At 71.9% G+C, this 25,053-nt stretch carries 22 protein-coding genes; 11 read left to right on the top strand and 11 right to left on the bottom strand.

Translation table 11 applies throughout. From position 1 onward, the window contains the following. The first annotated feature begins 98 nt into the window (after positions 1-98). The 3 genes from ACFW48_RS20840 (at position 99) to ACFW48_RS20850 (ending at position 1,920) form a co-directional block, all read left to right on the top strand. The gene (locus ACFW48_RS20840; RefSeq protein ID WP_310871270.1) at positions 99-1,064 is read left to right on the top strand and encodes a zinc-binding dehydrogenase; all 966 of its coding nucleotides are present in this window, start codon (positions 99-101) and stop codon (positions 1,062-1,064) included. Positions 1,065-1,144: 80 nt separating this feature from the next. Continuing rightward, positions 1,145-1,354: a helix-turn-helix domain-containing protein gene (locus ACFW48_RS20845; protein WP_077796561.1), complete on the top strand. Its 210-nt coding sequence runs from the start codon at positions 1,145-1,147 to the stop codon at positions 1,352-1,354. Next, a complete protein-coding gene (locus tag ACFW48_RS20850; protein WP_386316636.1) occupies positions 1,354-1,920 on the top strand; it encodes a Clp protease N-terminal domain-containing protein in 567 nt (188 codons plus the stop codon). Before ACFW48_RS20845 ends, ACFW48_RS20850 begins: the two co-directional genes overlap by 1 nt. A 63-nt stretch (positions 1,921-1,983) precedes the next feature. Here the strand turns inward: ACFW48_RS20850 and ACFW48_RS20855 are convergent, their stop codons facing one another. Both ACFW48_RS20855 and ACFW48_RS20860 read right to left on the bottom strand, forming a co-directional pair. Continuing rightward, positions 1,984-3,051, bottom strand: coding sequence for a helix-turn-helix transcriptional regulator (locus ACFW48_RS20855; protein WP_386316638.1), 1,068 nt, complete (start codon positions 3,049-3,051; stop codon positions 1,984-1,986). A gap of 1 nt (position 3,052) precedes the next feature. Further along, positions 3,053-4,003, bottom strand: coding sequence for a DUF4097 domain-containing protein (locus tag ACFW48_RS20860; RefSeq protein ID WP_386316640.1), 951 nt, complete (start codon positions 4,001-4,003; stop codon positions 3,053-3,055). A gap of 136 nt (positions 4,004-4,139) precedes the next feature. On the opposite strand from ACFW48_RS20860, the gene ACFW48_RS20865 reads away from it, so the two are divergent. Then, complete coding sequence (locus ACFW48_RS20865; protein ID WP_386316642.1) at positions 4,140-4,949, top strand: hypothetical protein; 810 nt, start codon at positions 4,140-4,142, stop codon at positions 4,947-4,949. Between the two features lie 36 nt (positions 4,950-4,985). Here ACFW48_RS20865 and ACFW48_RS20870 read toward each other — a convergent pair whose 3' ends face one another. The 5 genes from ACFW48_RS20870 to ACFW48_RS20890 form a co-directional block, all read right to left on the bottom strand. Beyond that, on the bottom strand, positions 4,986-5,171 hold the full coding sequence (locus ACFW48_RS20870; RefSeq protein ID WP_010061466.1) for a DUF6104 family protein: 186 nt from the start codon (positions 5,169-5,171) through the stop codon (positions 4,986-4,988). 165 nt (positions 5,172-5,336) lie between these two features. Beyond that, a complete protein-coding gene (locus tag ACFW48_RS20875) occupies positions 5,337-9,179 on the bottom strand; it encodes a multifunctional oxoglutarate decarboxylase/oxoglutarate dehydrogenase thiamine pyrophosphate-binding subunit/dihydrolipoyllysine-residue succinyltransferase subunit (RefSeq protein WP_386316644.1) in 3,843 nt (1,280 codons plus the stop codon). 292 nt (positions 9,180-9,471) lie between these two features. Beyond that, entirely contained in the window at positions 9,472-10,596 is a 1,125-nt protein-coding gene (locus ACFW48_RS20880) for an ATP-binding protein (protein WP_337303921.1), read from the bottom strand. Beyond that, positions 10,593-11,333 (bottom strand): response regulator transcription factor, encoded by a 741-nt coding sequence (locus ACFW48_RS20885; protein WP_386316645.1) that lies wholly within the window; start codon positions 11,331-11,333, stop codon positions 10,593-10,595. The genes ACFW48_RS20880 and ACFW48_RS20885 overlap by 4 nt, the downstream gene beginning before the upstream one ends. A gap of 113 nt (positions 11,334-11,446) precedes the next feature. Then, on the bottom strand, positions 11,447-12,145 hold the full coding sequence (locus tag ACFW48_RS20890) for a spermidine synthase (RefSeq protein ID WP_386316647.1): 699 nt from the start codon (positions 12,143-12,145) through the stop codon (positions 11,447-11,449). Between the two features lie 189 nt (positions 12,146-12,334). On the opposite strand from ACFW48_RS20890, the gene lon reads away from it, so the two are divergent. Further along, complete coding sequence (lon, locus tag ACFW48_RS20895) at positions 12,335-14,761, top strand: endopeptidase La (protein ID WP_386316648.1); 2,427 nt, start codon at positions 12,335-12,337, stop codon at positions 14,759-14,761. A gap of 68 nt (positions 14,762-14,829) precedes the next feature. On the opposite strand, the gene ACFW48_RS20900 is transcribed toward lon, so the two are convergent. Then, a complete protein-coding gene (locus ACFW48_RS20900; protein WP_386316650.1) occupies positions 14,830-15,657 on the bottom strand; it encodes a lysozyme in 828 nt (275 codons plus the stop codon). Positions 15,658-15,896: 239 nt separating this feature from the next. Here ACFW48_RS20900 and ACFW48_RS20905 point away from each other — a divergent pair, with 239 nt between their 5' ends. After that, positions 15,897-16,391, top strand: coding sequence for a MarR family winged helix-turn-helix transcriptional regulator (locus tag ACFW48_RS20905; RefSeq protein WP_386316652.1), 495 nt, complete (start codon positions 15,897-15,899; stop codon positions 16,389-16,391). A gap of 18 nt (positions 16,392-16,409) precedes the next feature. Here the strand turns inward: ACFW48_RS20905 and ACFW48_RS20910 are convergent, their stop codons facing one another. Further along, positions 16,410-17,201, bottom strand: a complete 792-nt coding sequence (locus tag ACFW48_RS20910; protein ID WP_386316654.1) for a protein phosphatase 2C domain-containing protein — start codon at positions 17,199-17,201, stop codon at positions 16,410-16,412. A gap of 440 nt (positions 17,202-17,641) precedes the next feature. Here ACFW48_RS20910 and ACFW48_RS20915 point away from each other — a divergent pair, with 440 nt between their 5' ends. From ACFW48_RS20915 to ACFW48_RS20935, 5 genes are read left to right on the top strand one after another with little or no spacing between them, the layout of a single operon-like run. Beyond that, a complete protein-coding gene (locus ACFW48_RS20915) occupies positions 17,642-20,650 on the top strand; it encodes a nitrate- and nitrite sensing domain-containing protein (protein ID WP_386316656.1) in 3,009 nt (1,002 codons plus the stop codon). Continuing rightward, complete coding sequence (locus ACFW48_RS20920) at positions 20,647-21,156, top strand: roadblock/LC7 domain-containing protein (RefSeq protein ID WP_386316658.1); 510 nt, start codon at positions 20,647-20,649, stop codon at positions 21,154-21,156. Before ACFW48_RS20915 ends, ACFW48_RS20920 begins: the two co-directional genes overlap by 4 nt. Then, positions 21,153-21,593 carry a DUF742 domain-containing protein gene (locus ACFW48_RS20925; RefSeq protein ID WP_121749177.1) on the top strand — a complete coding sequence of 147 codons (441 nt, stop codon included), beginning with the start codon at positions 21,153-21,155 and terminating at the stop codon, positions 21,591-21,593. Before ACFW48_RS20920 ends, ACFW48_RS20925 begins: the two co-directional genes overlap by 4 nt. After that, positions 21,574-22,215, top strand: a complete 642-nt coding sequence (locus ACFW48_RS20930) for an ATP/GTP-binding protein (RefSeq protein WP_386316660.1) — start codon at positions 21,574-21,576, stop codon at positions 22,213-22,215. Before ACFW48_RS20925 ends, ACFW48_RS20930 begins: the two co-directional genes overlap by 20 nt. Before the next feature lie 15 nt (positions 22,216-22,230). Further along, positions 22,231-23,493: a styrene monooxygenase/indole monooxygenase family protein gene (locus ACFW48_RS20935; RefSeq protein WP_386316662.1), complete on the top strand. Its 1,263-nt coding sequence runs from the start codon at positions 22,231-22,233 to the stop codon at positions 23,491-23,493. On the opposite strand, the gene ACFW48_RS20940 is transcribed toward ACFW48_RS20935, so the two are convergent. Both ACFW48_RS20940 and ACFW48_RS20945 read right to left on the bottom strand, forming a co-directional pair. Next, entirely contained in the window at positions 23,457-24,614 is a 1,158-nt protein-coding gene (locus ACFW48_RS20940; RefSeq protein ID WP_386316663.1) for an NlpC/P60 family protein, read from the bottom strand. The genes ACFW48_RS20935 and ACFW48_RS20940 overlap by 37 nt on opposite strands. Positions 24,615-24,717: 103 nt before the next feature. Next, positions 24,718-25,041, bottom strand: a complete 324-nt coding sequence (locus ACFW48_RS20945) for a hypothetical protein (protein WP_386316665.1) — start codon at positions 25,039-25,041, stop codon at positions 24,718-24,720. Positions 25,042-25,053: the final 12 nt, after the last annotated feature.

A 25,053-nucleotide genomic window follows, 5' to 3' on the forward strand; every position in this document is an offset into this window, starting at 1 on the left:
AGGCACGACTGCCCGCAGCGGCCGGGGTGGTGCAAGAGGGCGTGTGTCACAGGGCGTCGTGGTTCCGGTTGGCGGGTCGGGAACCTATCGTCAAGTTCATGTTCGCTGTCTACGCCGCCCGAATCGACCGCGACCAGCCGCTGACCGGCCTGGAGTTGGGAGAGCGTCCCGCTCCCGAGGCCCGTCCCGGCTGGAGTGTCGTCGATGTCAGGGCCGCCTCCCTCAACCACCACGACCTGTGGTCCCTGCGCGGCGTCGGCCTCCCGGAGGACCGGCTGCCGATGATCCTCGGCTGTGACGCCGCCGGTGTCGACGAGGACGGCAACGAGGTCGTCCTGCACTCCGTGATCGGTCAGACCGGTCACGGCGTCGGCCCGAAGGAGCCCCGCTCGATCCTCACGGAGCGCTACCAGGGGACGTTCGCCGAGCAGGTCGCCGTGCCGACCTGGAACATCCTGCCCAAGCCGAAGGAGCTCTCCTTCGAGGAGGCGGCCTGTCTGCCGACCGCCTGGCTGACGGCGTACCGGATGCTGTTCACCAACGCCGGGGTGCGGCCCGGTGACTCGGTGCTCGTACAGGGCGCCGGCGGCGGGGTCGCCACCGCCGCGATCGTGCTCGGCAAGGCGGCGGGACTGCGGGTCTTCGCCACCAGCCGGGACGAGGCCAAGCGGAAGCGCGCCCTGGAGCTGGGCGCCGTGGAGGCCGTCGAGCCGGGCGCGCGGCTGCCGCAGCGGGTCGACGCCGTCATCGAGACCGTGGGCGCCGCGACCTGGTCCCACTCGGTGAAGTCGCTGCGTCCGGGGGGCACGCTCGTCATCTCCGGCGCCACCAGTGGCGACCGCCCCTCCCACGCCGAGCTGACCCGGGTCTTCTTCCTGGAGCTCAAGATCGTCGGCTCCACGATGGGCACCAAGGACGAGTTGGAGGACCTGCTGTCCTTCTGTGCCGCGACCGGTGTGCGTCCCGTCATCGACGAGGTGCTTCCGATGGACCGGGCCCGTGAGGGCTTCGAGCGGATGGCCTCCGGAGGGCAGTTCGGCAAGATCGTGCTCAGTGGTTCCTGACGCGTTCTCCGCGCCTCCGACACCCCGGAGTGTGTCAACTACTGTTGACGCATTCCGGGGTGTCAACCTATGTTGACATCATGAGTGAAGCAACCGATCTCGCCGCGCGTGCCGGTGATCGCGACCCCCGGGTCGGGCTGCGGGCCGTCGCCGCACTGCGGAGGCTGCTGGAGCAGCTGGAGGCGGTGCAGGTGCGCAGCGCGCGTCATCAGGGGTGGTCGTGGCAGGAGATCGCCACGGAACTCGGGGTCAGCAGGCAGGCCGTGCACAAGAAGTACGGGAGGCATTGATGTTCGAGCGATTCACGAAGGATGCCCGGGCCGTGGTGGAGGGGGCGGTCGAGCATGCCGAAGGGGCGCGGGCGCAGACCGTCGACGCCGAGCACTTGTTGCTCGCCCTGCTGGATCGTGAGGGTGGTCGCGCCTCCTTCGCGCTGTCGGCGCTCGGGGCCGGCGAACGCAAGGACGCGGTACGGCAGGCCCTGGCGGAGGCGCGGCGCCGGGCCGGGCTGACGCGGGCCGAGACGGACGCCCTCGCCGGGCTGGGGATCGACGTCTCCGAGATCGTCGCCCGGGTCGAGGAGGCCCATGGCGTCGGCGCGATGTCCGGCGACCGGAAGGGCAAGCGTTGGTGGTCCGGGCAGCATCGCAGCTTCAGCAAGGGCGCCAAAGCGGTGCTGGAGCAGGCTCTGCGGGTAGCCGTCGCCCGGCACGACCGGAGTATCGGGGACGAGCACATCCTGCTCGCCCTGACCGTCCGCCCCGGTGTGCCCGCCGAGGTGCTCGCCGACCACGGGGTGACCCACGAGTCGTTGACCAGGGTGCTGGGTGGCGGCATCGGTGAGGCCTGCGCCTGACGTGCGCGGCCTCCCCCGGCCAGGCGTTTTCGGCGGTGGGCCGGGGGTGTCGCGTCCGAGGGCTCAGGCCTTCGGGGCCCGCAGTACCGCCCCGATGTGCGCCGCCGCGGTCGACAGGTGGAGGCGGGCGTCGCGGAGCTGGTCGGCGGTGACGCCGTGGTCCCGGGCCGCGTCGCGGATGTCGTCCCGGAAGCGGTCGAGCAGCCGGTCCAGGTCCCGGGCCGGATCGCCGGTGGCCTCCGCCGCGTCCTCGTGGGCCCAAGCCGGAGCGTAACCGGCCGGAAAGTCCTCGGGGGCGGCGGAGTACTCGGGCCGGTGGGCGGACTTGTCGGCGTCGGTGCGGCCGAAGCCCCAGTCCTTGCCGAACTCCTTTCCGAAGTCCTTCCCGAAGTCGCCGACCTCCTTGGCCAGTTCGCTCAGGCCCTCGCGCAGACCCGTCGGCCAGTCGCCCCGTGCGAAGTGGTCCTGCACCTGTTCCTGGACCCGCTGGGCGATGCGCTGCACTTCCTCCTGCGCCTGCACCCGGGCCCGCTCCTGCGCCTCCTTGGCCTGGCGCCGGGCCCGCTGGGCCTCCTCGCGGGCGCGGCGGCTCTCGTCCTTGGCGCGGCGGGCCTGCTCCTTCCACTCCTGCTTGACGCGCCGCATCTCCTCCTTGGCGGCGCGCCAGGCCTCCTTGTCGTCGGTGTCGGCGCTGCCGGTGGCGGAGCCGCCGTCCTCGTCGTGGGCTCCCGCGCCGGTGCCCCGATGGACCGCGCTGGCCGCGGCCCGCATCTCCCGGCGCAGATCGCCCGCGGCGCCGCGCACGTCGGCCCGGATCTCGGCGGCGAGTTCGGCCACCGACTCCCGGATCTCCAGCTCCAGGTCGGCCAGTTCACCACTGCGGTCGGACAGCTCGGCGCGGCCGGCGTCCGTGATGGCGTACACCTTGCGGCCGCCTTCGGTGGTGTGGGTGACCAGGCCCTCGGCCTCCAGCTTGGCCAGGCGCGGGTACACCGTGCCTGCCGACGGCGCGTACAGGCCCTGGAAGCGCTCTTCGAGGAGCCGGATCACCTCGTAGCCGTGGCGCGGGGCCTCGTCCAGGAGCTTGAGGAGGTAGAGGCGGAGGCGGCCGTGGGCGAAGACGGGGGACATGTCAGAGCACCTTCTTGTCGGTCGTGCCGTCGGCCGGGGCGCCGGCGGCGCCGTGGTCCCGGCCGGAAGCGGAATTGTCCCCCGAGTCGTCCTGAGCGTCGTCCGCCGGGCCGGTGCCCCGCGGCTCCCGCTCCCACGGTGTGTCCTCCGCCGCCGGACGGCGCAGCAGGGCGATCGAGCCGGAGACCGTCGTGGCCTTCAGGCGGCCGTTGCCCGCGCCGAGTCGGCCGGTGATCCGCTTGGCGCCCCACTGGCCGCCCACCCGGAGGTCCTCGAAGGCGCTGGAGACGGTGCCGCTGGCCGTGTTCGCCTCCACCTCCGCGTCGGCAGGCTGGGGCAACCGGATGGCGATCTCGCCCGAGACGCTGGTCAGGCTGATATCGGTGGGGCCGCCGGCGGTGTCCAGGTCGACGATCATCGAACCGCTCACCGAGTCGGCCCGGACGGAGGAGCCCGCCTCGACCACCGTCAGGTCGCCGGAGACGGAGTTGAAGCGCAGGTCTCCGGTGAGGGCCTGCGCCTCCACGTTCCCGGAGACGGTGTCGGCGCGGACCGGGCCCGCGAGGCTCACCAGTGTGGTGTCGCCGGAGACGCCCTTCACCTCGGCGCGCCCGTCGAGCCCGGAGACCACGGCCGCGGCGCTGACCACGCCCACCTCCACGCGGGTGCCGGTCGGCACGGCCAGGGAGACCACCGCGCTGCGGCGCCAGCCCTTGCGGTCGAGCCACTTGAGGAAGCCCTTCCAGGGCAGGTCCTCATAGGCCACCGTGAGCACGCCGTCCTGGTGGGACACGACCAGGGGTGGTCCCTCGATCTCGGAGACTTCGAGGCGGGCGGAACCCTCGTCCGTGCCCACGACGTTCACCGTTCCATTGACGATGCGTACGTGGAGCTCGCTCACGGACTCGTCGAAGGTGAGTTTCCTGGGCTCCGCGACGGACCACTCGGACATGGTGAGACCTCCTCGACCGAACGCGCCATATCGCGTCCTCCGTGATTCACGATATATCGCGGGCCCGGAAAGTCAAGACACCCGTTCTGGTGATCTAGGATCGGCTGAAAGTGCTGAATTGCCCTAGCTTGAGAGCATGTCGACGGAAGAGTCCGTGTCCGATCCCGCTACCGGTGCCCTGCTGCTGTGCCGCGCGGAGCCGGACTCCGTCGCCGCCGTCGCCCCGCTGCTGGGCGAACGCATGCCGCTGATCCGGGCGGGCGAGAAGTGGAGCGTGCTCGTTCCGCAGGGCACGCCCTGGCGGCACGGCGACGAGCCGGTCGACCGCGTGCTCACCGGCTGGGCCGCGGCCCTCGCCGTCGGCGCCCCGTGGCCCGTACTCGCCCTGTGGTGGGACGCCGACCGGGCCGGCTACACCCTCGCGTCCGGATTCCGCCGCCCCGTCGGCTACGTGTGGCTCGCGGGCGGCACCCCGGTCGGCGAGGACGAGGCCATGCGGACCTTCGCCGCCCGTCTCGGCCTGGACCCCGTCCTGGACGTCCAGTCGCTGGACCTGCTGACGAAGCCGGACCCCGGGGCCGACGCCCGTACCAGGCTGCGCGGACTGCTCGCGGTCCTCACGCGCGTGGGAGTCGCGCTCCCCGACGGACTCGACCCCGGCGAACCCGCCGACCGCCTCGGCGAGGCCGCCCGCGCCCTGCCCGGCGCCCGGCGGACCGAGGCGGCCGCACGCCACCCCACCGCCGACGAGAGCCGCCTCGCCCCCTGGATGCCCTGGGTGGGCGGCCCCGGCGCCCGTGCCCTGGCCGTGGCCCAGGTGGCGGCCGGCCTGTCGCTCACCGCCTGGGGCCTGCGGCGCCGCGCCGGCGGCTGGACCACGGCGGGGGCGCTGCTGGTCGCGCACGGCGCGCTGGGGGTGGCGTACGGGCTGGCACGGCGTCCGTGACCGCCCCTGGGCCGCGGCGGCGCGCCCCCGGTGGAACTACTCGTCCTCGTCGTCCTCGTCGTCCAGCCGCGCCAGCCACGTCGCCAGCCGCTCCACCGGTACCTCGAAGTCCGGGTTCAGGTCGACGAAGGTCCGCAGCTGCTCGGCGAGCCACTCGAAGGTGACCTCCTCCTCGCCGCGCCGCTTCTCCAGTTCCTCGATGCCGCGGTCGGTGAAGTACAACGTGCTCTCCGTCGGATGGTCGGTCGGGCCGGGTGGGCCGGACAGGGTCGGATTCTGCGGAAACCGCTGGTCCCAGGATAGGCAGGCCCAGCACGCCGAGGGCCCGTCCCCCGGTCTCCCGGGGGACGGGCCCTCGAACGTCGGGCCGTCAGGCCGTTCGGAGGCTCAGGCCTCGAACACCTCACGCACCAGCTGCTCCTGCTCTGCCTGGTGCCGCTTGGCGGAGCCGACGGCTGGGGACGAGCCGTGCGGACGCGAGATGCGACGCAGGCGCTCGCCGTGCGGGACGTCGGCGCCGACCGCCAGGTCCAGGTGGTCGATCAGGTTGAGCGCGATGAACGGCCAGGCACCCTGGTTCGCCGGCTCCTCCTGGGTCCACAGGTACTTCTCGGCGTTCGGGTACTTGGCGATCTCCGCCTGGAGCTCGGCACCCGGCAGCGGGTACAGGCGCTCGATGCGGATGATGGCCGTGTCCGTGATGCCGCGCTTCTTCCGCTCGGCGTCGAGGTCGTAGTAGACCTTGCCGGCGCAGAAGACGACCTTCTTGACCGCGGCCGCGTCGACCGAGTCGTCGCCGATGACCGGGCGGAACTGGCCCGTCGTGAACTCCTCCGCCTTCGACGCCGCGGCCTTGAGGCGCAGCATCGACTTCGGGGTGAAGACGACCAGCGGCTTGTGGTGCGGGTTGTGCACCTGCCACCGCAGGAGGTGGAAGTAGTTCGACGGCAGGGTCGGCATCGCGACCGTCATGTTGTTCTGCGCGCAGAGCTGCAGGAAGCGCTCCGGGCGGGCCGAGGAGTGGTCCGGGCCCTGGCCCTCGTAGCCGTGCGGGAGCAGGAGCGTCACGCCGCTCGTCTGGTTCCACTTCTGCTCGGCCGACGAGATGAACTCGTCCACCACCGTCTGCGCGCCGTTGACGAAGTCGCCGAACTGCGCCTCCCACATCACCAGCGCGTCGGGGCGGGCCAGCGAGTAGCCGTACTCGAAGCCCATCACCGCGTACTCGGAGAGCAGGGAGTTGTAGACGTTGTACCGGGCCTGGTCCTCGGACAGGTACAGCAGCGGCGTGAACTCGTCGCCGGTCTCGCGGTTGATGAGCACCGCGTGCCGCTGGCCGAAGGTGCCGCGCTGCGAGTCCTGGCCGGACAGCCGGACCGGGACGCCCTCCAGCAGCAGCGAGCCGACGGCGAGGGTCTCGCCCATGCCCCAGTCGATCGTGCCGTCCTCGACCATCGCCGCCCGGCGCTGGAGCTGCGGCAGCAGCCGCGGGTGCACGGTGACGTGGTCGGGGATGTTGACCTGGGACTCGGCGATCCGCTTGACGGTCTCGGCGGTGACCGCGGTGTTCACGGAGACCGGGAACTCGGCCTGCGGGTCCGAGGGCTCCGCGGCGGACGGCTGGGAAGCGGCCTCGCGGACCTCGGTGAAGACCTTCTCCAGCTGGCCCTGGTAGTCCTGGAGCGCCTGCTCGGCCTCTTCCAGGGTGATGTCGCCGCGACCGATGAGGGACTCGGTGTACAGCTTGCGCACCGAGCGCTTCTTGTCGATCAGGTCGTACATCAGCGGCTGGGTGAAGGCCGGGTTGTCGGTCTCGTTGTGACCGCGGCGGCGGTAGCAGATGAGGTCGATCACCACGTCCTTGTTGAACGCCTGGCGGAACTCGAAGGCCAGCCGCGCCACGCGGACGCAGGCCTCCGGGTCGTCGCCGTTCACGTGGAAGATCGGGGCCTCGATCATGCGGGCCACGTCCGTCGCGTACATCGAGGATCGCGACGACTCCGGGGCGGCGGTGAAGCCGACCTGGTTGTTGATGACGACGTGGACCGTGCCGCCGGTGCGGTAACCGCGCAGCTGCGACATGTTCAGGGTCTCGGCCACCACGCCCTGGCCCGCGAAGGCCGCGTCGCCGTGGATCGCCACCGGCAGGACGGTGAAGTCCGTGCCGCCCTTGTTGATGATGTCCTGCTTGGCGCGGGCGACGCCCTCGACGATCGGGTCGACCGCCTCCAGGTGCGAGGGGTTCGCCACCAGCGAGACCTTGATCTGCTCGCCGTCCAGGCCGGTGAAGGTGCCCTCGGCGCCCAGGTGGTACTTCACGTCACCGGAGCCGTGCATCGACTTCGGGTCGAGGTTGCCCTCGAACTCGCGGAAGATCTGCGCGTAGGACTTGCCGACGACGTTGGCCAGCACGTTCAGCCGGCCGCGGTGGGCCATGCCGACGACGACCTCGTCCAGGCGGGACTCGGCCGCCGAGTCGATGACCGCGTCCAGCAGCGGGATGACGGACTCGCCGCCCTCCAGGGAGAAGCGCTTCTGGCCGACGTACTTGGTCTGGAGGAACGTCTCGAACGCCTCGGCGGCGTTCAGGCGGCGCAGGATGCGCAGCTGCTCCTCGCGCTCCGGCTTGGTGTGCGAGCGCTCGATGCGGTCCTGGATCCACTTGCGCTGCTTCGGGTCCTGGATGTGCATGAACTCGACGCCGGTGGTGCGGCAGTACGAGTCGCGCAGCACGCCGAGGATGTCGCGCAGCTTCATCAGGGACTTGCCGGCGAAGCCGCCGACCGCGAACTCGCGCTCCAGGTCCCACAGGGTGAGCCCGTGCTCGGTGATGTCCAGGTCGGGGTGCTTGCGCTGCTGGTACTCCAGCGGGTCGGTGTCGGCCATGACGTGGCCGCGGACCCGGTAGGAGTGGATCAGCTCGAAGACGCGGGCGGCCTTGGTGACGTCGTCGTCGTGCGAGGCGTCGATGTCCTTGAGCCAGCGGACCGGCTCGTAGGGGATGCGCAGCGCCTCGAAGATCTCGTCGTAGAAGCCGTTCTCGCCGAGGAGGAGGTTGGCGACCTGGCGCAGGAACTCGCCGGAGGCGGCGCCCTGGATGACCCGGTGGTCGTAGGTCGACGTGAGCGTCATGACCTTCGAGATGCCGAGCTTGTTCAGCGTGTCCTGGCTGGTGCCCTGGAACTCCGCCGGGTAGTCCATGGAGCCGACGCCCATGATGACGGCCTGGCCGGGCATCAGGCGGGGCACCGAGTGGACGGTGCCGAGGCCGCCGGGGTTGGTCAGGGAGACCGTGACGCCGGAGAAGTCGTCCATCGTCAGCTTGCCGTCGCGGGCGCGGCGGACGATGTCCTCGTAGGCCTGCCAGAACTCGAAGAAGTTCAGCGTCTCGGCCTTCTTGATCGCCGCGACGACCAGCTGGCGGTCGCCGTTGGGCTTGACCAGGTCGATGGCGAGGCCGAGGTTGACGTGCGCCGGCTTGATGAGCGTCGGCTTGCCGTCCTTCTCGCCGAACGCGTAGTTCATCGACGGCATGGCCTTGATGGCCTGCACCATCGCGTAGCCGATCAGGTGCGTGAAGGAGATCTTCCCGCCCCGGGCGCGCTTGAGGTGGTTGTTGATGACGATGCGGTTGTCGAACAGCAGCTTCACCGGGACCGCGCGCACGGACGTGGCCGTGGGCAGCTCCAGCGAGGCGTTCATGTTCTTCGCGACCGCGGCGGCGGGGCCGCGCAGCGTCACCATCTCGGGGCCCGCGGGGCCCTCGGTGGCGGTGGCGTCCTTGGCGGGCGCGGCGGCCTTCGCCTGCGGCTCGGCGGCGGGCTTGGCCGGGGCCGGCTTCGCGGCCGGAGCCGCCGGTGCGGCAGCGGCGGGCTGCGCGGCCGGCTTCGCGGGCGCGGCGGCCTGCTGGGGAGCCGCCGGGGCCTGGGCCTGCGGCTGGGCCGGGGCGGGAGCCTGCGCCTGCGGCGCGGGGGCGGCCTGGGGCGCGCTCCCGGAGTCCGTGCTCGCGGCGCCGGAGGCGGACTGGGCCGCGGCCGCCCCTGGCTTGTAGTCGGCGAAGAAGTCCCACCAGGCTCGGTCCACGGAGTTCGGATCCTGGAGGTACTGCTGATAGATCTCGTCGACGAGCCACTCGTTGGCACCGAAGGCGGCCGCGGGGTTCTTGCCCGCGTTGGCCGCTTGGTCGGTGTCGGTCGAGATGCTCGAGTTACTGGGGGACTGTGGCGACACGGCGAGAACCGCCCTCTTCCGCTTCACAAGATGGTGGACAGCGGGAATCAAGGCTACGCCTCCCGGGCCCGGAAGGTCAGACCGGCCCCGTTCATCGTCGCGTAAGTCACATCGCGGACCGCGTTTCGGCGCTGGAAATGGCGGGAAACAAGCGAGGTTCTGCTGCGTGTGGGATCGGGAGACCGGGACCCGGCGCCGAGAAAACGCGGGTCTGTGCCTGGTCTGCGCCCGATCACGCGTGTCCGCCAGCGCGGACATCAGTGGATCTTGACGCTCCGCTTCGAACCCTACGTCAACTCGACGCCGACGGCAGGCCCGGAAGAGTGATGAGGATCCGGCAGCCCCGCTCGGATTCGGCCACACCGATCCGGCCGCCGTGCAGATCCACCGCCCAGCGTGCGATCGCCAGGCCGAGCCCGGTGCCGCCGTCGCTGCCCGGACCGTGCGGCCGGGACACCGAACCCCGGTTGAACCGCTCGAACACCCGGCGCCACTCCGAGCGCGGAATGCCGGGGCCCTCGTCGAGAACCTCCAGCTCCAGCGACTCCGGCAGCTCCCCGCGCCGCGCCCTGACCGTCACCCGGCCGTGCGGCGGGCTGTGCTTGACCGCGTTGTCGATGAGGTTGGCGACGACCTGGTGGATGCGCTCGGGGTCGGCGTGCGCGGTCAGCTCCGGCGGGAAGACGTCGAGGGCCAGATGCACGTCGGTGCGGGTGTGGCTGCCGGAGCCGGACGCGAGGCCCGCGCGTGCCGAAGCGACCATGTTGGCCTCCTTCAGCACGCCGGACAGGTACGGCCACACCTCGAAGCGCCGCTTGCGCAGCGGTATGACGCCGTTGTCCAGACGGGACAGGTCCAGCAGCGTCTCCACCAGCCGGCCGAGCCGCTCCGTCTGCCCGAGCGCCGTGCGCATGGTCTCCGGATCGGCCTCGGTGACCCCGTCGACGATGTTCTCCAGCACCGCGCGCAGGCCCGCGATGGGGGTGCGCAGTTCGTGCGAGACGTTCGCCACCAGTTCCTTGCGCTGGAGGTCCTGGGCCTCCAGGTCGTCGGCCATGCGGTTGATGGTGACGGCCAGGTCGCCCAGCTCGTCGCGGCGGTTCTCGCGCACCCGGCGCGTGTAGTCGCCGTGCGAGATGGACCGGGCCACCGCGTTCATCTCGTCCAGCGGCGCGGTCAGCCCGTGCGCGACGAACTGCGTGATCAGCAGCGTGGCGATCATCGAGAAGACCGTGATGAAGCGCAGCTCCGTCTTGGTGTGCACCGCTATCACCGAGAGACCGGTGGTGATCAGCACCGACGTGACGACCAGCGCGCCCAGCTTGGTCTTGATCGAGAACGGGCGTACGCCGCCCCAGGGTTCCCCGGTGCTCCGGGGGCCGGGGCTCCTCCGTGCGGCCTCCCGCCCTCGGCTCATGGCGCCGGCGTCTCCAGCGCGTAGCCCACGCCGTGCACCGTGCGGATGCGCTCGGCGCCGATCTTGCGGCGCAGCGCCTTGATGTGGCTGTCGACGGTCCGGGTGCCGGAGGCGTCCGCCCAGTCCCACACCTCGGCCAGCAGCTGCTCACGGGAGAGCACCGCGCGCGGGGTGTTCGCCAGGCAGACCAGCAGGTCGAACTCGGTGGGGGTGAGGTGCACGTCCTCGCTGCGCACCCGCACCCGGCGCTGCGCGTGGTCGATCTCCAGTTCGCCGAGGCGGAGGATGCCGCTGCGCGGCGTGGAGGCGGCCACCACGGCCCGTTCCACCCGGCGCAGCAGCACGTGCACGCGGGCGGCCAGCTCGCGCATCGAGAACGGCTTGGTCATGTAGTCGTCGGCGCCCACGCCGAGCCCGACCAGCATGTCCGTCTCGTCGTCGCGCGCCGTGAGCATCAGCACCGGCACCGGCCGCTGGGCCTGCACGCGCCGGCAGACCTCCAGACCGTCGAAGCCGGGCAGCATGATGTCGAGGATCAGCAGGTCGGGCTGCCATGCCTCGGCCGTGTCGACCGCGGACGGACCGTCACCCGCCGTCTGCACCAGGAACCCCTCGGCGCGCAGGCGGGTCGCGATGGCGTCCACGATCGTCTGGTCGTCCTCGACCACCAGCACCCGTCGCTGCGCGCCCGGAGTAGCCGTCGCCGTGCCGTTGTGGGAGGTCTGTGTCTGCTCCATCGCCCGCCCCTGAGGTGTGCTTTCCGGAATCCGTGGGGTGATCCCATGGCTGCGCTTGACGCTTGAATGATCCGCGTCAGAGCAGCAGCGTACGGGGAGTCGCCGCGCCTTTGCTATCCAGGCCCGACGCCGAGGTGGACGACGTCCGGAACGCCCCGGGCAACGGGGATCTCTTCGGTACGCACCTGCTGGAACCCGGCATTACGCAAGGTTTCTTCGAATTCCGGAGAGGGCTGCGCGGACCATACGGCGAGCACCCCGCCGGGCCTCAACAGCCTTGCGCAGCCCGCCAGTCCGGCCGGCGCGTACAGCCCGTCGTTGCCCTCGGTGACGGTCCAGCCGGGGCCGTTGTCGATGTCGAGGCAGAGCGCGTCGTACGTGTCGGATGTCTCATTGACGTACTGCACGAGATCCGCTTCCAGGATCTTCGTGCGTGGATCGGCCAGCGCTCCGGCGGACAGCGCGGCCAGCGGTCCGCCCCGGTGCCAGTCGATGATGGCGCGCTCGCGCTCGACGACCGCGATCCGGCCCCAGCGGGGGTCGGCGGCCGCGTGTGCGAGCGAGAAGCCGACGCCGAGTCCGCCGATGAGGAGGTGTGGCGCACTCCGTCCGCCGGAGGCGGTGAGCGCGTCGGCCGCCGCGTCGACCAGCCGCCGCTCCGAACGCCCGTCGGAGGTGTCCATCAGGAAGCAGCCGTTCGCGATGATCTGCAGCAACGCCCCGTGCCGGCGCAGGACGACCTCGCCGTGCGGGCCCTCGCGACGGTCCAGTACTTCGGGGATGTCGTGGGAGTCGTGGGAAGAGGTGGGCATCGGCCCATCCTGGCAGGGGAATGCCGGAGCCTTCCGTCGTGCTCCCGTGTACGGGGACCGCAGGCCTCCGCCCCAGGTCTCGAAAGGCTCCCGCCCTTGATCGCTCAGAGCGAACAGGCTTCGGGGAACAATCAAGGACTCCCTTTCATTGAGTCGATGTAACTCAACTTGACTGCCGAAGGGGAGATCATGGCTGCTGAGTCCGACGCCTTCACACCGCTCACCCTGCCCGTGCTGCCGCTCGACGACGAAGTGGTCCTGCCCGGAATGGTCGTCCCCCTGGACCTGAGCGACGCCGAGGTGCGGGCCGCGGTGGAGGCCGCCCAGGCCGCCGCCAGGTCCGAGCCCGGCAAGCCCCGGGTCCTCCTCGTCCCGCGCGTCGACGGCACCTACGCCAGGACCGGCGTCCTCGGCACGGTCGAGCAGGTCGGCAGGCTGGCCGACGGCGACCCGGGTGCCCTGATCCGCGGTCTGGGCCGCGTACGGATCGGTGCCGGGACCACCGGCCCCGGCGCCGCGCTGTGGGTCGAGGGCACCCGCGCCGAGGAGACCGTGCCCGAGCCGCTGCCCGGACAGGTCGCCGAGCTGGTGAAGGAGTACAAGGCGCTGGCCACCGCCTGGCTGCGCAAGCGTGGCGCCTGGCAGGTCGTCGACCGCGTCCAGGCCATCGACGACGTCTCCGCGCTCGCCGACAACTCCGGCTACTCGCCCTTCCTCACCACCGAGCAGAAGGTCGAGCTGCTGGAGACCGCCGATCCGGTCGCCCGCCTCAAGCTCGCCACCCAGCAGCTGCGCGACCACCTCGCCGAGCAGGACGTCGCCGAGACCATCGCCAAGGACGTCCAGGAGGGCGTCGACAAGCAGCAGCGCGAGTTCCTGCTGCGCCGCCAGCTCGAAGCCGTGCGCAAGGAGCTGCGCGAGATCAACGGCGAACAGGAGGGCGAGGAGTCCGACGACTACCGTGCCCGCGTCGAGGCCGCCGACCTGCCCGGGAAGGTCCGAGAGGCCGCCCTCAAGGAGGTCGACAAGCTGGAGCGGTCCTCCGACCAGTCGCCCGAGGGCTCCTGGATCCGCACCTGGCTCGACACCGTCCTCGAACTGCCGTGGAACGTCCGCACCGAGGACGCGTACGACATCCAGGGCGCCCAGGCCGTCCTCGACGACGAACACGCGGGTCTGGAGGACGTCAAGGAGCGGATCACCGAGTACCTGGCGGTGCGCAAGCGGCGCGGCGACCGGGGACTCGGGGTCGTCGGAGGCCGGCGCGGCGGTGCCGTACTGGCCCTGGTGGGTCCGCCCGGCGTCGGCAAGACCAGCCTCGGCGAGTCCGTCGCCCACGCGATGGGCCGGAAGTTCGTCCGCGTCGCCCTCGGCGGCGTCCGCGACGAGGCCGAGATCCGCGGCCACCGGCGTACGTACGTCGGCGCGCTGCCCGGCCGGATCGTGCGGGCGATCAAGGAGGCCGGGTCCATGAACCCGGTCGTGCTCCTCGACGAGATCGACAAGGTCGGCTCCGACTTCCGGGGCGACCCGGCCGCCGCACTGCTCGAAGTCCTCGACCCGGCGCAGAACCACACCTTTCGGGACCACTACCTGGAGGTCGAGCTCGACCTGTCCGACGTCGTGTTCCTCGCGACGGCCAATGTCCTGGAAGCCATCCCGGAGGCCCTGCTCGACCGCATGGAGCTGGTCCGCCTCGACGGCTACACCGAGGACGAGAAGATCGTCATCGCCCGGGACCACCTGCTCCCGCGCCAGCTGGAGCGGGCCGGCCTGGGCCCGGACGAGGTCACGGTCGACGAGGGCGCGCTGCGCAAGCTGGCCGGCGAGTACACCCGCGAGGCGGGCGTGCGCACCCTGGAGCGGTCGATCGCCCGGCTGCTGCGCAAGGTGGCGGCCCAGCACGAACTGGGCGAGCGGAAGCTGCCCTTCACCGTCACCGACGGCGACCTGCGTGCCCTGATCGGCCGGCCGCACCACGTGCCCGAGTCGGCCCAGGACCCGGCAGAGCGCCGCACCTCGGTGCCCGGCGTGGCCACGGGCCTCGCGGTCACCGGCGCCGGCGGCGACGTCCTGTACGTCGAGGCGTCGCTGGCCGACCCGGAGACGGGCGCGGCGGGACTGACCCTGACCGGTCAGCTGGGCGACGTGATGAAGGAGTCGGCGCGGATCGCGCTGAGCTTCCTGCGCAGTCGCGGCGCCGAGCTGGAGCTGCCGGTGGCCGACCTGAAGGACCGGGGCGTGCACATCCACTTCCCGGCGGGTGCGGTCCCCAAGGACGGCCCGAGCGCCGGCATCACGATGACCACGGCGCTGGCCTCCCTGCTCTCCGGGCGGCTGGTCCGCACCGACGTGGCGATGACCGGCGAGGTCTCGCTGACCGGCCGCGTGCTGCCGATCGGCGGGGTCAAGCAGAAGCTGCTCGCGGCGCACCGGGCGGGCGTCACCACGGTGATCATCCCCAAGCGCAACGAGCCCGACCTGGACGACGTCCCGGCGGAGGTGCTGGACAAGCTCGACGTCCACGCCGTCACCGACGTCCGCCAGGTACTGGAACTGGCGCTCGCACCGGCGACGCACGGTGTGGGGTCGAAGGAGGTACCGGTCGCGGCGTGACGGGCGTGACCGGATGAGGTGAAGACCCGGCCCCGTGAGGGGGCCGGGTCTTCGCCGTACGTCGGGTGTCAGCCGTTCGCGAGCGCCCGGACGCGGTCCAGGGCCCCGTTGAACTTGTTGTGGTCCCCGACCGTCGGCCCGGACGAGGTGTACTGCCACATCGTGTAGTACGGCCAGCCCGCCGGCAGCGTGCCCACGGTCGACGCGTACCGGGCGATCCACAGCGGGTTGTTCGCCGCGAAGCCGCCGTAGTTGCCGGTGCACTGGGTCCACCAGCTGGTGGCCGTGTAGATCACGGCGTCGCGGCCGGTGCGCGCCTTGTAGGTGTTCAGGAAGTCGCGGATCCAGGTGACCATCTGGCTCTGCGTCTTGCCGTAGCAGGTGGCCCCGTACGGGTTCCATTCGATGTCCAGCGCGCCCGGCAGAGTCTTGCCGTCGCGGGACCAGCCGCCGCCGTGGTCGACGAAGTAGTTGGCCTGCGCGGCGCCGCTCGTCGTGTCCGGGGTGGCGAAGTGGTAGGCGCCGCGGATCATGCCGACGTTGTATGAGCCGTTGTACTGCTGGGCGAAGTAGGGATTGGTGTAGTACGTCCCCTCGGTGGCCTTGACGTAGGCCCACTTGACCCCGCTGTTCCACAGGGTCGACCAGGCGACGTTGCCCTGGTGGCTGGAGACGTCGACGCCCTCCGTCTGGGTGGCGTCGCCCGGGACGGGGGTGCCGTGGCGCCCGTCGTGCTCGAGGACGCCCATACCCATGTGGGCGGAGCCGCGCGGTGGGATGTCGGCGGCCGACGACGCGTGGGCGGGGAGGGTGGCTGCCAGGGAGAACGCGGCGAGCAGGATCCCGGTGACGGCGAAGCGCCGCCCGCGGGCCGATCCGGATCTGTGCACGAGCATGACGTGCCTCCGATGGCTCGGTGGTGCCCGGTGGGGGATGCGCGAGTGGGGAGAACCCGTGGCTGGCGTGGGCATGCCATCCAGGGGTTCGGTGAAGACGCTACGCACGTAGAACGGGGGGTGGGAAGAGGGGCCGGAAGCTGCCGTTGGTCTAAGCCTGCGAAATACTTGCCAAGCTGCGGTGATGACGGCCCGTGGCGGAAACTTTCAGGACCGGGAAAATCGAGGCAGGGGCTGACGTGCGCGAAGACGGGAACTGCGGCGGTCGCGGAGGCGAATTCGACGCGTCCGGCAGTGGTGTGAACCAACCGGAGTTCCTGGCGCTGGAGCGGGAGTTGACGGTCCTGCTCCGGCGGGCGCGGGCGAACCAGGGCGAGATGGCCCGCGAGGTCCACCCCGACCTGGAGTCGTCCGCGTACGGCCTGCTCGTCCGGCTCGGCGAGTGCGGCGGACAGCGGGCCACGGAGCTGGCCGCCTACATCGGCGTCGGCAAGGCGACGATGTCCCGTCAGCTGCGCGCGCTGGAAGAACTCGGTCTCGTCGCCCGGCAACCCGACCCCGCCGACGGCCGCGCCTGGCTGATCACCCTGACCCCGGAGGGCCAGTCGCGCGTCAGCCGGGTGCGGGAGGCGCGCCGCGCACGGTACGCCGGCCGGCTCGCCGACTGGGACCGGCGCGAGGTCACGGAACTGGCCCGGCTGCTGCGGCAACTGAACCGGGGGATGGAGAAGTAGGGGCGCGACGACCGGCGTTCAGAGCTCCGCGTACACCACCGTCGCGTCGTCGTGCGCCTTGCCGCGCCCCAGGAAGGCCCGGGCCCCCGCCGCGTCCGCCCGTTCCAGCTCCCGCACCCGGTCCACCAACGCCTGGGCGCCCTGCTTCCGTACCAGCGCGAGGCAGTCCGCCCAGTCGCCCTCCCGGAACTTCTCCACCCAGCGCCCGGCTCCGTCCGTCAGCGCCGCCAGTGTGCGCACCTCGCCGCGCGGCAGTACGCCCGTCACCGCCCGCGCCGCCACCGCCGGGTCGGCCGCGGCCGTGAAGAAGCCGCCCTCCTTGTTGCGGAGGTTGGCGTCGACCAGCGCGTCCGTGGCGAGGGCCGAGCGGGGCAGCCGGGCCAGCCGGTCGTCCAGGACCGCCGTGACCGTGCCGTCGGGGGCCTCCACCAGCAGCGCCGAGTCGGACAGGACCAGGTACTCGACGGCGGTGGGGGTCCAGCGGGCCAGCACCACGGTTGCCTGTGGGGTGCGCGGGTGAGAAAGGTCACAGGTTTCCGCGTGTGCCGCCGAGGTACGAGCGATGGCGCGGGACAGGGCTTCGGCGAGGGGAACATCCGGCAGTGAAACGGTCAGTTCGGTCAGGGCGCCGCCGAGGTGCGCGGTGAACCAGGGCACGGAATGCAGACACCCCGACGCGGTCCGCGGCGGTGTCACGCCGTCCAGCACGACGAGTGAACCACCCTGTCCCGAGGCCGGTAGTCCGACACTCGCGAAGTCCTCGTTGGGGTGGTCGGTGAGGCCGGGTTCCGAGACGAGTTCCGTGCGCATCCAGCCAGTCTGCACGACCTCTTCACGGCATCCGCAAAAGGCTGGCAACTTCCCCAGGACCGACGCAGGGGCGCAGGTCAGGCGCCTGATTTGGGGTGGAATTCGGCACTCCGGCAACGCGTGGCGGCACATAGTGCCACCGCCCGTCGCAGACGTCCAACCGGCGCGCCGCGCAGGCCCGTCGCACGAGCCGGGAGAACTTGCTCCCCAACTCCCGTCCGGGGTTCACTCCTTCGGGTGGCGGGTCGGATGATGCGCGCCCACCACCCACCGGCACTGGGAGGGTCGGGATCCGGTGGGGTGCCTGCCCTGCTCACGCGGTCTCCCCGTCCGTTGCGCAGTCGGCGGCCGAGGAGCAGCCCAGAGCGTGGCGGAGGGTGCACGCGCCGACCGGCCAGTTGACGGAGCGCCACCCGGGCCCACGGGTACACGAGTCAGGAATGCGAGCACCGGTGCAGAAGACGCGGCCTCGTCGCACAGGCAAGCAGACGGCCCCCGTGGGGAGCGCGGAGCGCACCCCCGGCACCTCCACCCCGGCGCCGCCGGAGGCCCCCGTCGGCAAGGGCCGTCCGACCCACGTACGCAACCGCCTCATCGCCGCCGTGGCGGTCGTGGCCGCCGCCGTCGCCGGGGCCGGAGCCCCGTCGGTGGTGGCCGCCTCCGGGCAGCTGCACGACTCCCAGGAACTGGTGACGCTCGCCGAGCAGACCCAGGGCGCGCTGACCCTCGCCCACTCCCTCGCCGACGAGCGGGACGAGGTCACCCCCTACATCGCCGCCGGCCGCCCCGAGTCCAAGGCACCCTCCGAGCAGCGCAGCGCCCGCGTCGACCGGCAGGTCGAGGAGCTGCGCGCCGACACCGACACGCCCGCCTCCCTGCGCGAGGACCTCGACGCCGTCGCGGCGCTGCGCCGGGCGGCGCTCACCGGCAAGAGCACCGCTCTCCAGGCGCACGAGGCGTACTCGGAGGCGATCACCGAACTCCACGCCCTCGCCGAGGAGCTGGCCGAGCGGATGCCGCCCCGCGCGGGCGCCGGCGCGTACGCCCTGGCCGAGCTGGACACCGCCGTCCAGCAGGCCGCCGCCACCCGCGGCCTGCTGCTCGCGGCCCTGAACGTGCCGAGCAGCACCGAGACCGTCATCGACCCGATCACGGGCCTGCCGACCGAGACGACCACGTCCTCGGACGCCGACGCGAAGCAGCGCGACGAACTCGCCGCCGCCGCGCAGCAGGCCCGGGTGCGCTCGGACGCCGCCCTCGCCGACTTCCGCGAGGGCGCGCCCAAGGAGGCACGGGGCAGCTTCGACGCCACGGTCGCCGGCCCCGAGGTCAACTCCGCCGACAAGTACCTCGCCGGTCTCACGGACGAGCCGACGCTCTCCGACGACGACCTCGGCACCAGCACCAAGAGGCTGGACGCCGCGCTCTCCGCCCGCGTCGACGCCATGCGGGGCGCCGAGTCCGCCCTCTACGAGAAGCGCACCACGGCCCTGGAGCAGCTGCGCGACGACGACGTCACCGCGCTGGAGATCCGGATCGCCGCCCTCGGCGCCCTGATCCTGCTCGCCGTCGGCATCGCCACCGCCATGGCCCGCACCCTCACCCGCCCCCTCTCGGTGCTGCGCCGCGGCTCGGCCCGGCTGGCCGGCGCGGAGAACCCGACGGCCGAGGAGCCCATCGCCTTCACCGGCCGCAACGACGAGTTCGCCCAGGTCGTCCGCTCCGTCAACACCCTGCACACGCACGCCGCCACGCTCGCCGAGCGCGTCAACACGCTGGAGGCCGACCGCAAGCACCTCGTCGGCCAGCGGCAGAAGATGGCCGACGCCCGCGAGGGACTGCGCGCCGAACTCGCCGAGTCCGCCGCCCAGCTGGAGGTGGTGCGCAAGAGCATCGGCTCCACCTTCGTCAACCTCGCGCTGCGCACCCTCGGCCTGGTCGAGCGGCAACTCGCGGTCATCGAGAGCCTGGAGGAGCGCGAGCAGGACCCGGACCGCCTCTCCACCCTGTTCAAGCTCGACCACTTCGCCACGGTCATGCGCCGGCACAGCGAGAACCTCCTGGTCCTCGCCGGGACCGAGCACGTCCAGCACAGCGCCGGACCGGTGCCGCTGGTCGACGTGGTCCGGGCCGCGGTCAGTGAGATCGAGCGGTACGAGCGCGTCCGCATCGCCGCGCTGCCGCCGCACGCGCACGTGGCCGGGTTCGCCGCCGACGACCTCTCCCACCTGCTCGCGGAGCTGATGGAGAACGCCACCTCCTTCTCGCCGCCGGACCTGCCCGTCGAGGTCTCCGGCTGGCTGCTGGAGAACGGTGAGGTGATGCTCTCCGTCCAGGACGAGGGCATCGGCATGGCCACCGAGCGGCTCCAGCGGCTCAACGCCCGCCTCACCGACTTCGACCCGGAGGCGCCCTACGACCAGGAGGGCGAGGACGGTCTCGGGCTCGGCCTGTACGTCGTGGCCCGGCTCGCCCACCGGCACGGGGCGCGCGTGCGGCTGCGGGAGCAGAAGCAGGGCGGTGTCGCGGCCGTCGTGGTCCTCCCGAACGCCCTGCTCGCGGCGGCCCCGCCGGCCGCACTCGCCCCGACCGTGCCCACGCAGGACGGCACGGGATCCTTCTCCCTGCCGGGCGCCGACGCGGAGGCCAACTCCAACGTCCTGCACGGCCGCGCGGAGAAGGGCACGCGAGAGGGCGTGGACCCGCTGGTCGCCTCCGCGGAACAGGCCGTACGGCGCGCGGAGGCCGACGAGGTGGGGGGCGAGGAGAAGACCCCGGAAGCGGAATCGGCCTTGGCACCCGCACCCGCGCCGACACCGGCGCCGGAGACGGAGCAGGCACGGGAAGACGGCCTGGAATCGGACCCGCAGTCCGCCCCGGAGACGGAGACCACCGAGTCGTCCCTCCCGGGCCGCGACCTCCCCGACGACACCACGATGGCCCTCCTGCTGCCGACACAGGCGCAGGCGCAGGCACCGGCACCGGCACCGGAGGAGTCCACGCCGGAGTCGGCCCCGCAGGGGCCCACCGCGCCCGAGTTCCCCGGACAGCGCTCCGCCGACCCCTACGCCATCGGCCCCGACATCCACGACCGCGCCCCGGACGAGGGCACCGCGCGGGCCGTGGACGCCGGGAACACCGAGGTCGCCGAGACCACCGAGATCACCGAGCCGGCCGAGACCACCGAGCCCGTCACCGAAAAGGGGCTGCCCAAGCGGACCCCGAAGCTCAGCACACCCGCGGCGGCCCCACGGCCGCGCACGGCGGGTTCCGTCGACGCCGACGCGCTCCGCCGCCGCCTGGGAGGATTTCGCCGGGGGGCGGAGGCCGGTCGCCGCGACGTCGAGGCGGAGATCGCCGACCGGACCGGTCAGCACGAGGCGCCGGCCGCCGCAGCAGGGACCACCGAAGAAGCCACGGGGGGCACTGTCGAGGAGGCAAGTAGTTGACCGCGCCCAGTACCTTCGGACTCAGCAGTGAAGCCCGCAATCTGCACTGGCTGCTGACCAACCTGGTCGAGGAGGTGCCCGGCATCCTCTCGGTCGCGGTGGTCTCCTCCGACGGCCTGCTGCTGCTCTCCTCCGACCAGGACCGCAACGACGCGGCCCGCGAGGCCCAGGCCGTGCGCCGCACCGGCCCGCGCGGTTCCGCCGCCGACCTCGCCACCGTCGTCTCCGGCGTCGGCAGCCTCACCATCGGCGCCGCCCGGCTGATGGACTTCGGCCCCGTGAAGCACACGATGGTCGCCATGGACGAGGGCAGCCTGTTCGTGATGTCGATCAGCGACGGCTCGCTGCTCGGTGTGCACGGCTCCGCGGACGCCGACATGAGCGTCATCGCGTACCACATGGCGCTGTTCGTCGGCCGCGCCGGCCACGTCCTGACCCCCGAACTCCGCAGCGAGCTGCGGAAATCCCTGGAGTCCGAGTCGACCTCTACGGGGAGTACCCGATGAGCAGCAGCCCCAGGAAAGCCCCGAAGAACCTCCCCGTACGCGGCGCCGACCGCAAACCCGCCCGCGTACGCCCCTACTCGCTCACCGGTGGCCGCACCCGCTTCGGCCACGTCCTGCTCGTCGAGACGTTCGTCGGCGCCACGGCCGGCACCGCCGCGCTCGAAGCCGCCGAGGAGCGCAAGGAACTGACGAACGGCAGCCTCACCTCCCGCGTGATGCCGGAGATGCGGGCCATCGTCGAACTGTGCCGCCGTATGCGTACGGTGGCCGAGATCGCCGCGCTGCTGAAGATGCCGCTCGGCGTGGTCCGCGTGCTCCTCAGCGACCTCGCGGACCAGGGAAAGATCCGTGTGTACGGCACCGGGACCGGCCACGGCACGGGCCGCCCGGACCGCGCTCTGCTCGAAAGGGTGCTCAGTGGACTCCGTCGTCTCTGACGCCGCCGCCTACGGCGTCTCCCCACTCGTCGACCCCGACGAGCCCATGCGGCCCTGGCAGACGGACCGCACGCGCGCGCCCATAGCCACGAAGATCGTGGTGGCCGGCGGGTTCGGTGTCGGCAAGACCACCCTGGTCACCGCCGTCTCGGAGATCACGCCCCTGCAGACCGAGGCGCTGATGACCGAGGCGAGCGAGGAGACCGACGACCTCACCGCCACCCCGGGCAAGCTCACCACCACCGTGGCCATGGACTTCGGCCGCATCACGCTCGACGACGACCTGGTGCTCTACCTGTTCGGCACGCCGGGCCAGCAGCGGTTCTGGTTCATGTGGGACGACCTGGTGCGCGGCGCGATCGGTGCCGTCGTACTGGCCGACACCCGCCGCCTGAAGGACTGCTTCCCGGCGCTGGACTACTTCGAGAGCTGCGGACTGCCGTACGTCGTCGCGGTGAACCACTTCGACGGCAGCGAGCTGTACGAGGCCGAGGACGTGCGGGAGGCGTTGACGATCCCCGCGCACATACCTGTAATGATCATGGATGCGCGCCGCCGGATCTCGGCCATCGAGACCCTGTTGTCCCTCGTGGGCCACGCGCTCGACGAAACCCCCGAGTAGGAGACGGAACACCGCATGCGGAAGATACTCGTCGTCGGAGCCGGCCAGTCCGGACTCCAGCTCGCCCTCGGCCTCCAGTCGCACGGCTACGAGGTCACCCTGATGTCCAACCGGACCGCGGACGAGATCCGCACCGGCCGGGTCATGTCGACGCAGTGCATGTTCCACACGGCACTCCAGCACGAGCGCGATCTCCAGCTGAACTTCTGGGAGTCCCAGGCCCCGAAGATCGAGGGACTCGGCGTCTCGGTGGCGGCCCCCGGCTCCTTCGACCCGGGCCCCTCGCAGCGCGCGATCGACTGGGTGGGGCACCTCGACGGCATCGCGCAGTCGGTCGACCAGCGGGTGAAGATGGCCGGCTGGATGGAGACCTTCGCGCAGCGCGGCGGCCAGCTGGTCATCCACGGCGCGGCCGTCGGCGACCTGGATTACTTCTCCCGCGCCTACGACCTCGTCCTCGTCTCGGCGGGCAAGGGCGAGCTGGTGCAGATGTTCGGCCGCGACGCGTCCCGCTCCCCGTACAGCGAGCCGCAGCGCGCGCTCGCGGTGGCGTACGTGCACGGGATGGGCCCGCGCCCGGAGCACCCGGACATGGAGGCGGTCCGCTGCAACCTGGTCCCCGGCGTCGGCGAGATGTTCATCATGCCGACGTTCACGACCTCGGGCCGCGCCGACATCCTGTTCTGGGAGGGCATACCCGGCGGCCCGCTGGACGCCTTCAAGGACGTCAAGGACCCGGCGGAGCACCTCTCCCTGACCCTGGAACTCATGGAGAAGTTCCTCCCCTGGGAGTACGCGCGGGCCACCAAGGTCGAACTGACCGACGCCGGCGGCACCCTCGCCGGCCGCTACGCTCCGACCGTCCGCAACCCGATCGGCCGGCTCCCCGGCGGCGGGCTGGTCCTCGGCGTCGCCGACGTGGTCGTCGCCAACGACCCGATCACCGGCCAGGGCTCCAACTCCGCCTCCAAGTGCGCGGCCTCCTACCTCGCCTCCATCCTGGAGCAGGGGGAGAAGGAGTTCGACGAGGCCTGGATGCGGCAGACCTTCGACCGCTACTGGGACACCGCCCAGCACGTCACCAAGTGGACCAACGCCATGCTCGCCCCGCCGCCGGAGCACGTCCTGAACCTGATCGGCGCCGCCGGCCAGCTCCAGCCGGTCGCCGACCGCTTCGCCAACGGCTTCAATGACCCGGCCGACTTCGAGAACTTCTTCTACGACCCGGCGAAGACCGAGGGCTACCTGATGGAGGTCTCGGGCGCGTCGGGCGCGTAGGCGGCGGCGTACCCCTCGTCGGACCCGCCCGTCGCCCCCTCGGGGAGCCTCGGCGGCGTGTACCGCCGCAGCGGCTCCCCGCCGGGGTCCGGCCGTACGGCGCCCAGGACCGGGTTGGCCGCGATCGGCGACACCTTGACCTCGGCGCCGGGGCGCGGTGCCTGGACGACCATGCCGTCGCCGAGGTACATCGCCACATGGGTGGCCTCGGGGAAGTACACGACCAGGTCACCGGGGCGCAGCTCGCCCAGCGGCACGCGGTCCAGCCGCGCCCACTGCTCCTGGCTGGTCCTCGGGATCGGTGTTCCGGCCCGGTCCCAGGCCACGGAGGTCAGGCCCGAGCAGTCGTACGACGCGGGGCCCTCCGCGCCCCACTCGTACGGCTTCCCGAGCTGCTCCACCGCGAAGCGCACCGCGCGGTCGCCCTCGGCGGAGGGCTTGCCGTCGTCGCCGAGCGTGCCGGACGCCATGAACCGCTCCTGCTCCTCGGCGATCCCGCTCTTCTCGAATTCCGCCAGCGCGGCCAGTTCCTCGGGGGTGAGCGAGGCGAGGAGTTCCTCGACGGCGTGCAGCCGGTCGCGCACGTCGTTCCGCTCCTCCTCCTGCCGCTTCGCGAGGGCGACCTGCTCGTCCAGGGCCTGGCGCGCCCGCCCCGCCAGCTCGTCGGCCCTCTTCTCGTCACCGGCCAGGCGGCCCACCGTATCGGCCCGCTCCCGGGCCAGCTGCCCGAGCACGTGCCCCTGGTCGAGGGCGTGCCGCGGGTCGCTCGCCAGCAGCAGCCGCAGATAGGGGGAGAGGTCGCCGCTGTTCCGGTACTGCTGCCGGGCCAGCCGTCCGGCCGCGCCGCGGCTGTCGCGCAGGGACAGCCGGGTCCGGGCCAGCTCGGCGTCCAGCCGCTTCACCTCGGCACGCTGCTCCTTCAGCCGCTCCTCGGTGCCGTTGTAGGTCTCGGTGGCCTTCTCCGCCTCCTGGTACAGCCGCTGAAGGTCCGTCAGCAGCTCGGCCACGGTCCGTTCACCGCCGGCGCCGGGTTCGGGTTCGGCCGCGGCGGGCACGGGCGCGAGGACGATCCCGGCCGCCACCGCCGCCGTACACACCAGACGCAGAAGCCTTCCTGACACGTCATCACCTCCCGAGCGGGGCGGCGGGTCCGCTCCGCACGGTGAGCATGTGACGTGTCCTCGGGCTCCGCGCGCCGAGTGTGCGCGGTTCGGCGCAACGGGGTCACCCGTGGGCGTCGTCCGGCTTGCCACCCGGCGTGGCGTCTGGATCGGTGTCCGGTTTGGCGTCCGGTTTGGACCAGGGCCACTTCCGGCCGGGGCGCTTCCCGCCCTCGGGGGCGTACGCGTACTTCCAGCGGGCGAACCGCAGCCCGCCCCGGGAGTCCCGGGGCTCCCGCCGGTACACGAGCACGGTGGGCGGGCCGCCGTCCGGGTCCGGTACGGGGATGCGGTACGTCTTCGGCGGGTGCCCGGTCATGCCGACCAGCACGGGCAGCACCCGCCCGTCCATCGGGCCGCCCTCGAAGGGGGTGTCTTCGCTCTTCACGGCACCAGTGTC

Origin of the sequence: Streptomyces sp. NPDC058812, from assembly GCF_042744565.1 — a bacterium.
Lineage (GTDB): Bacteria > Actinomycetota > Actinomycetes > Streptomycetales > Streptomycetaceae > Streptomyces > Streptomyces thinghirensis.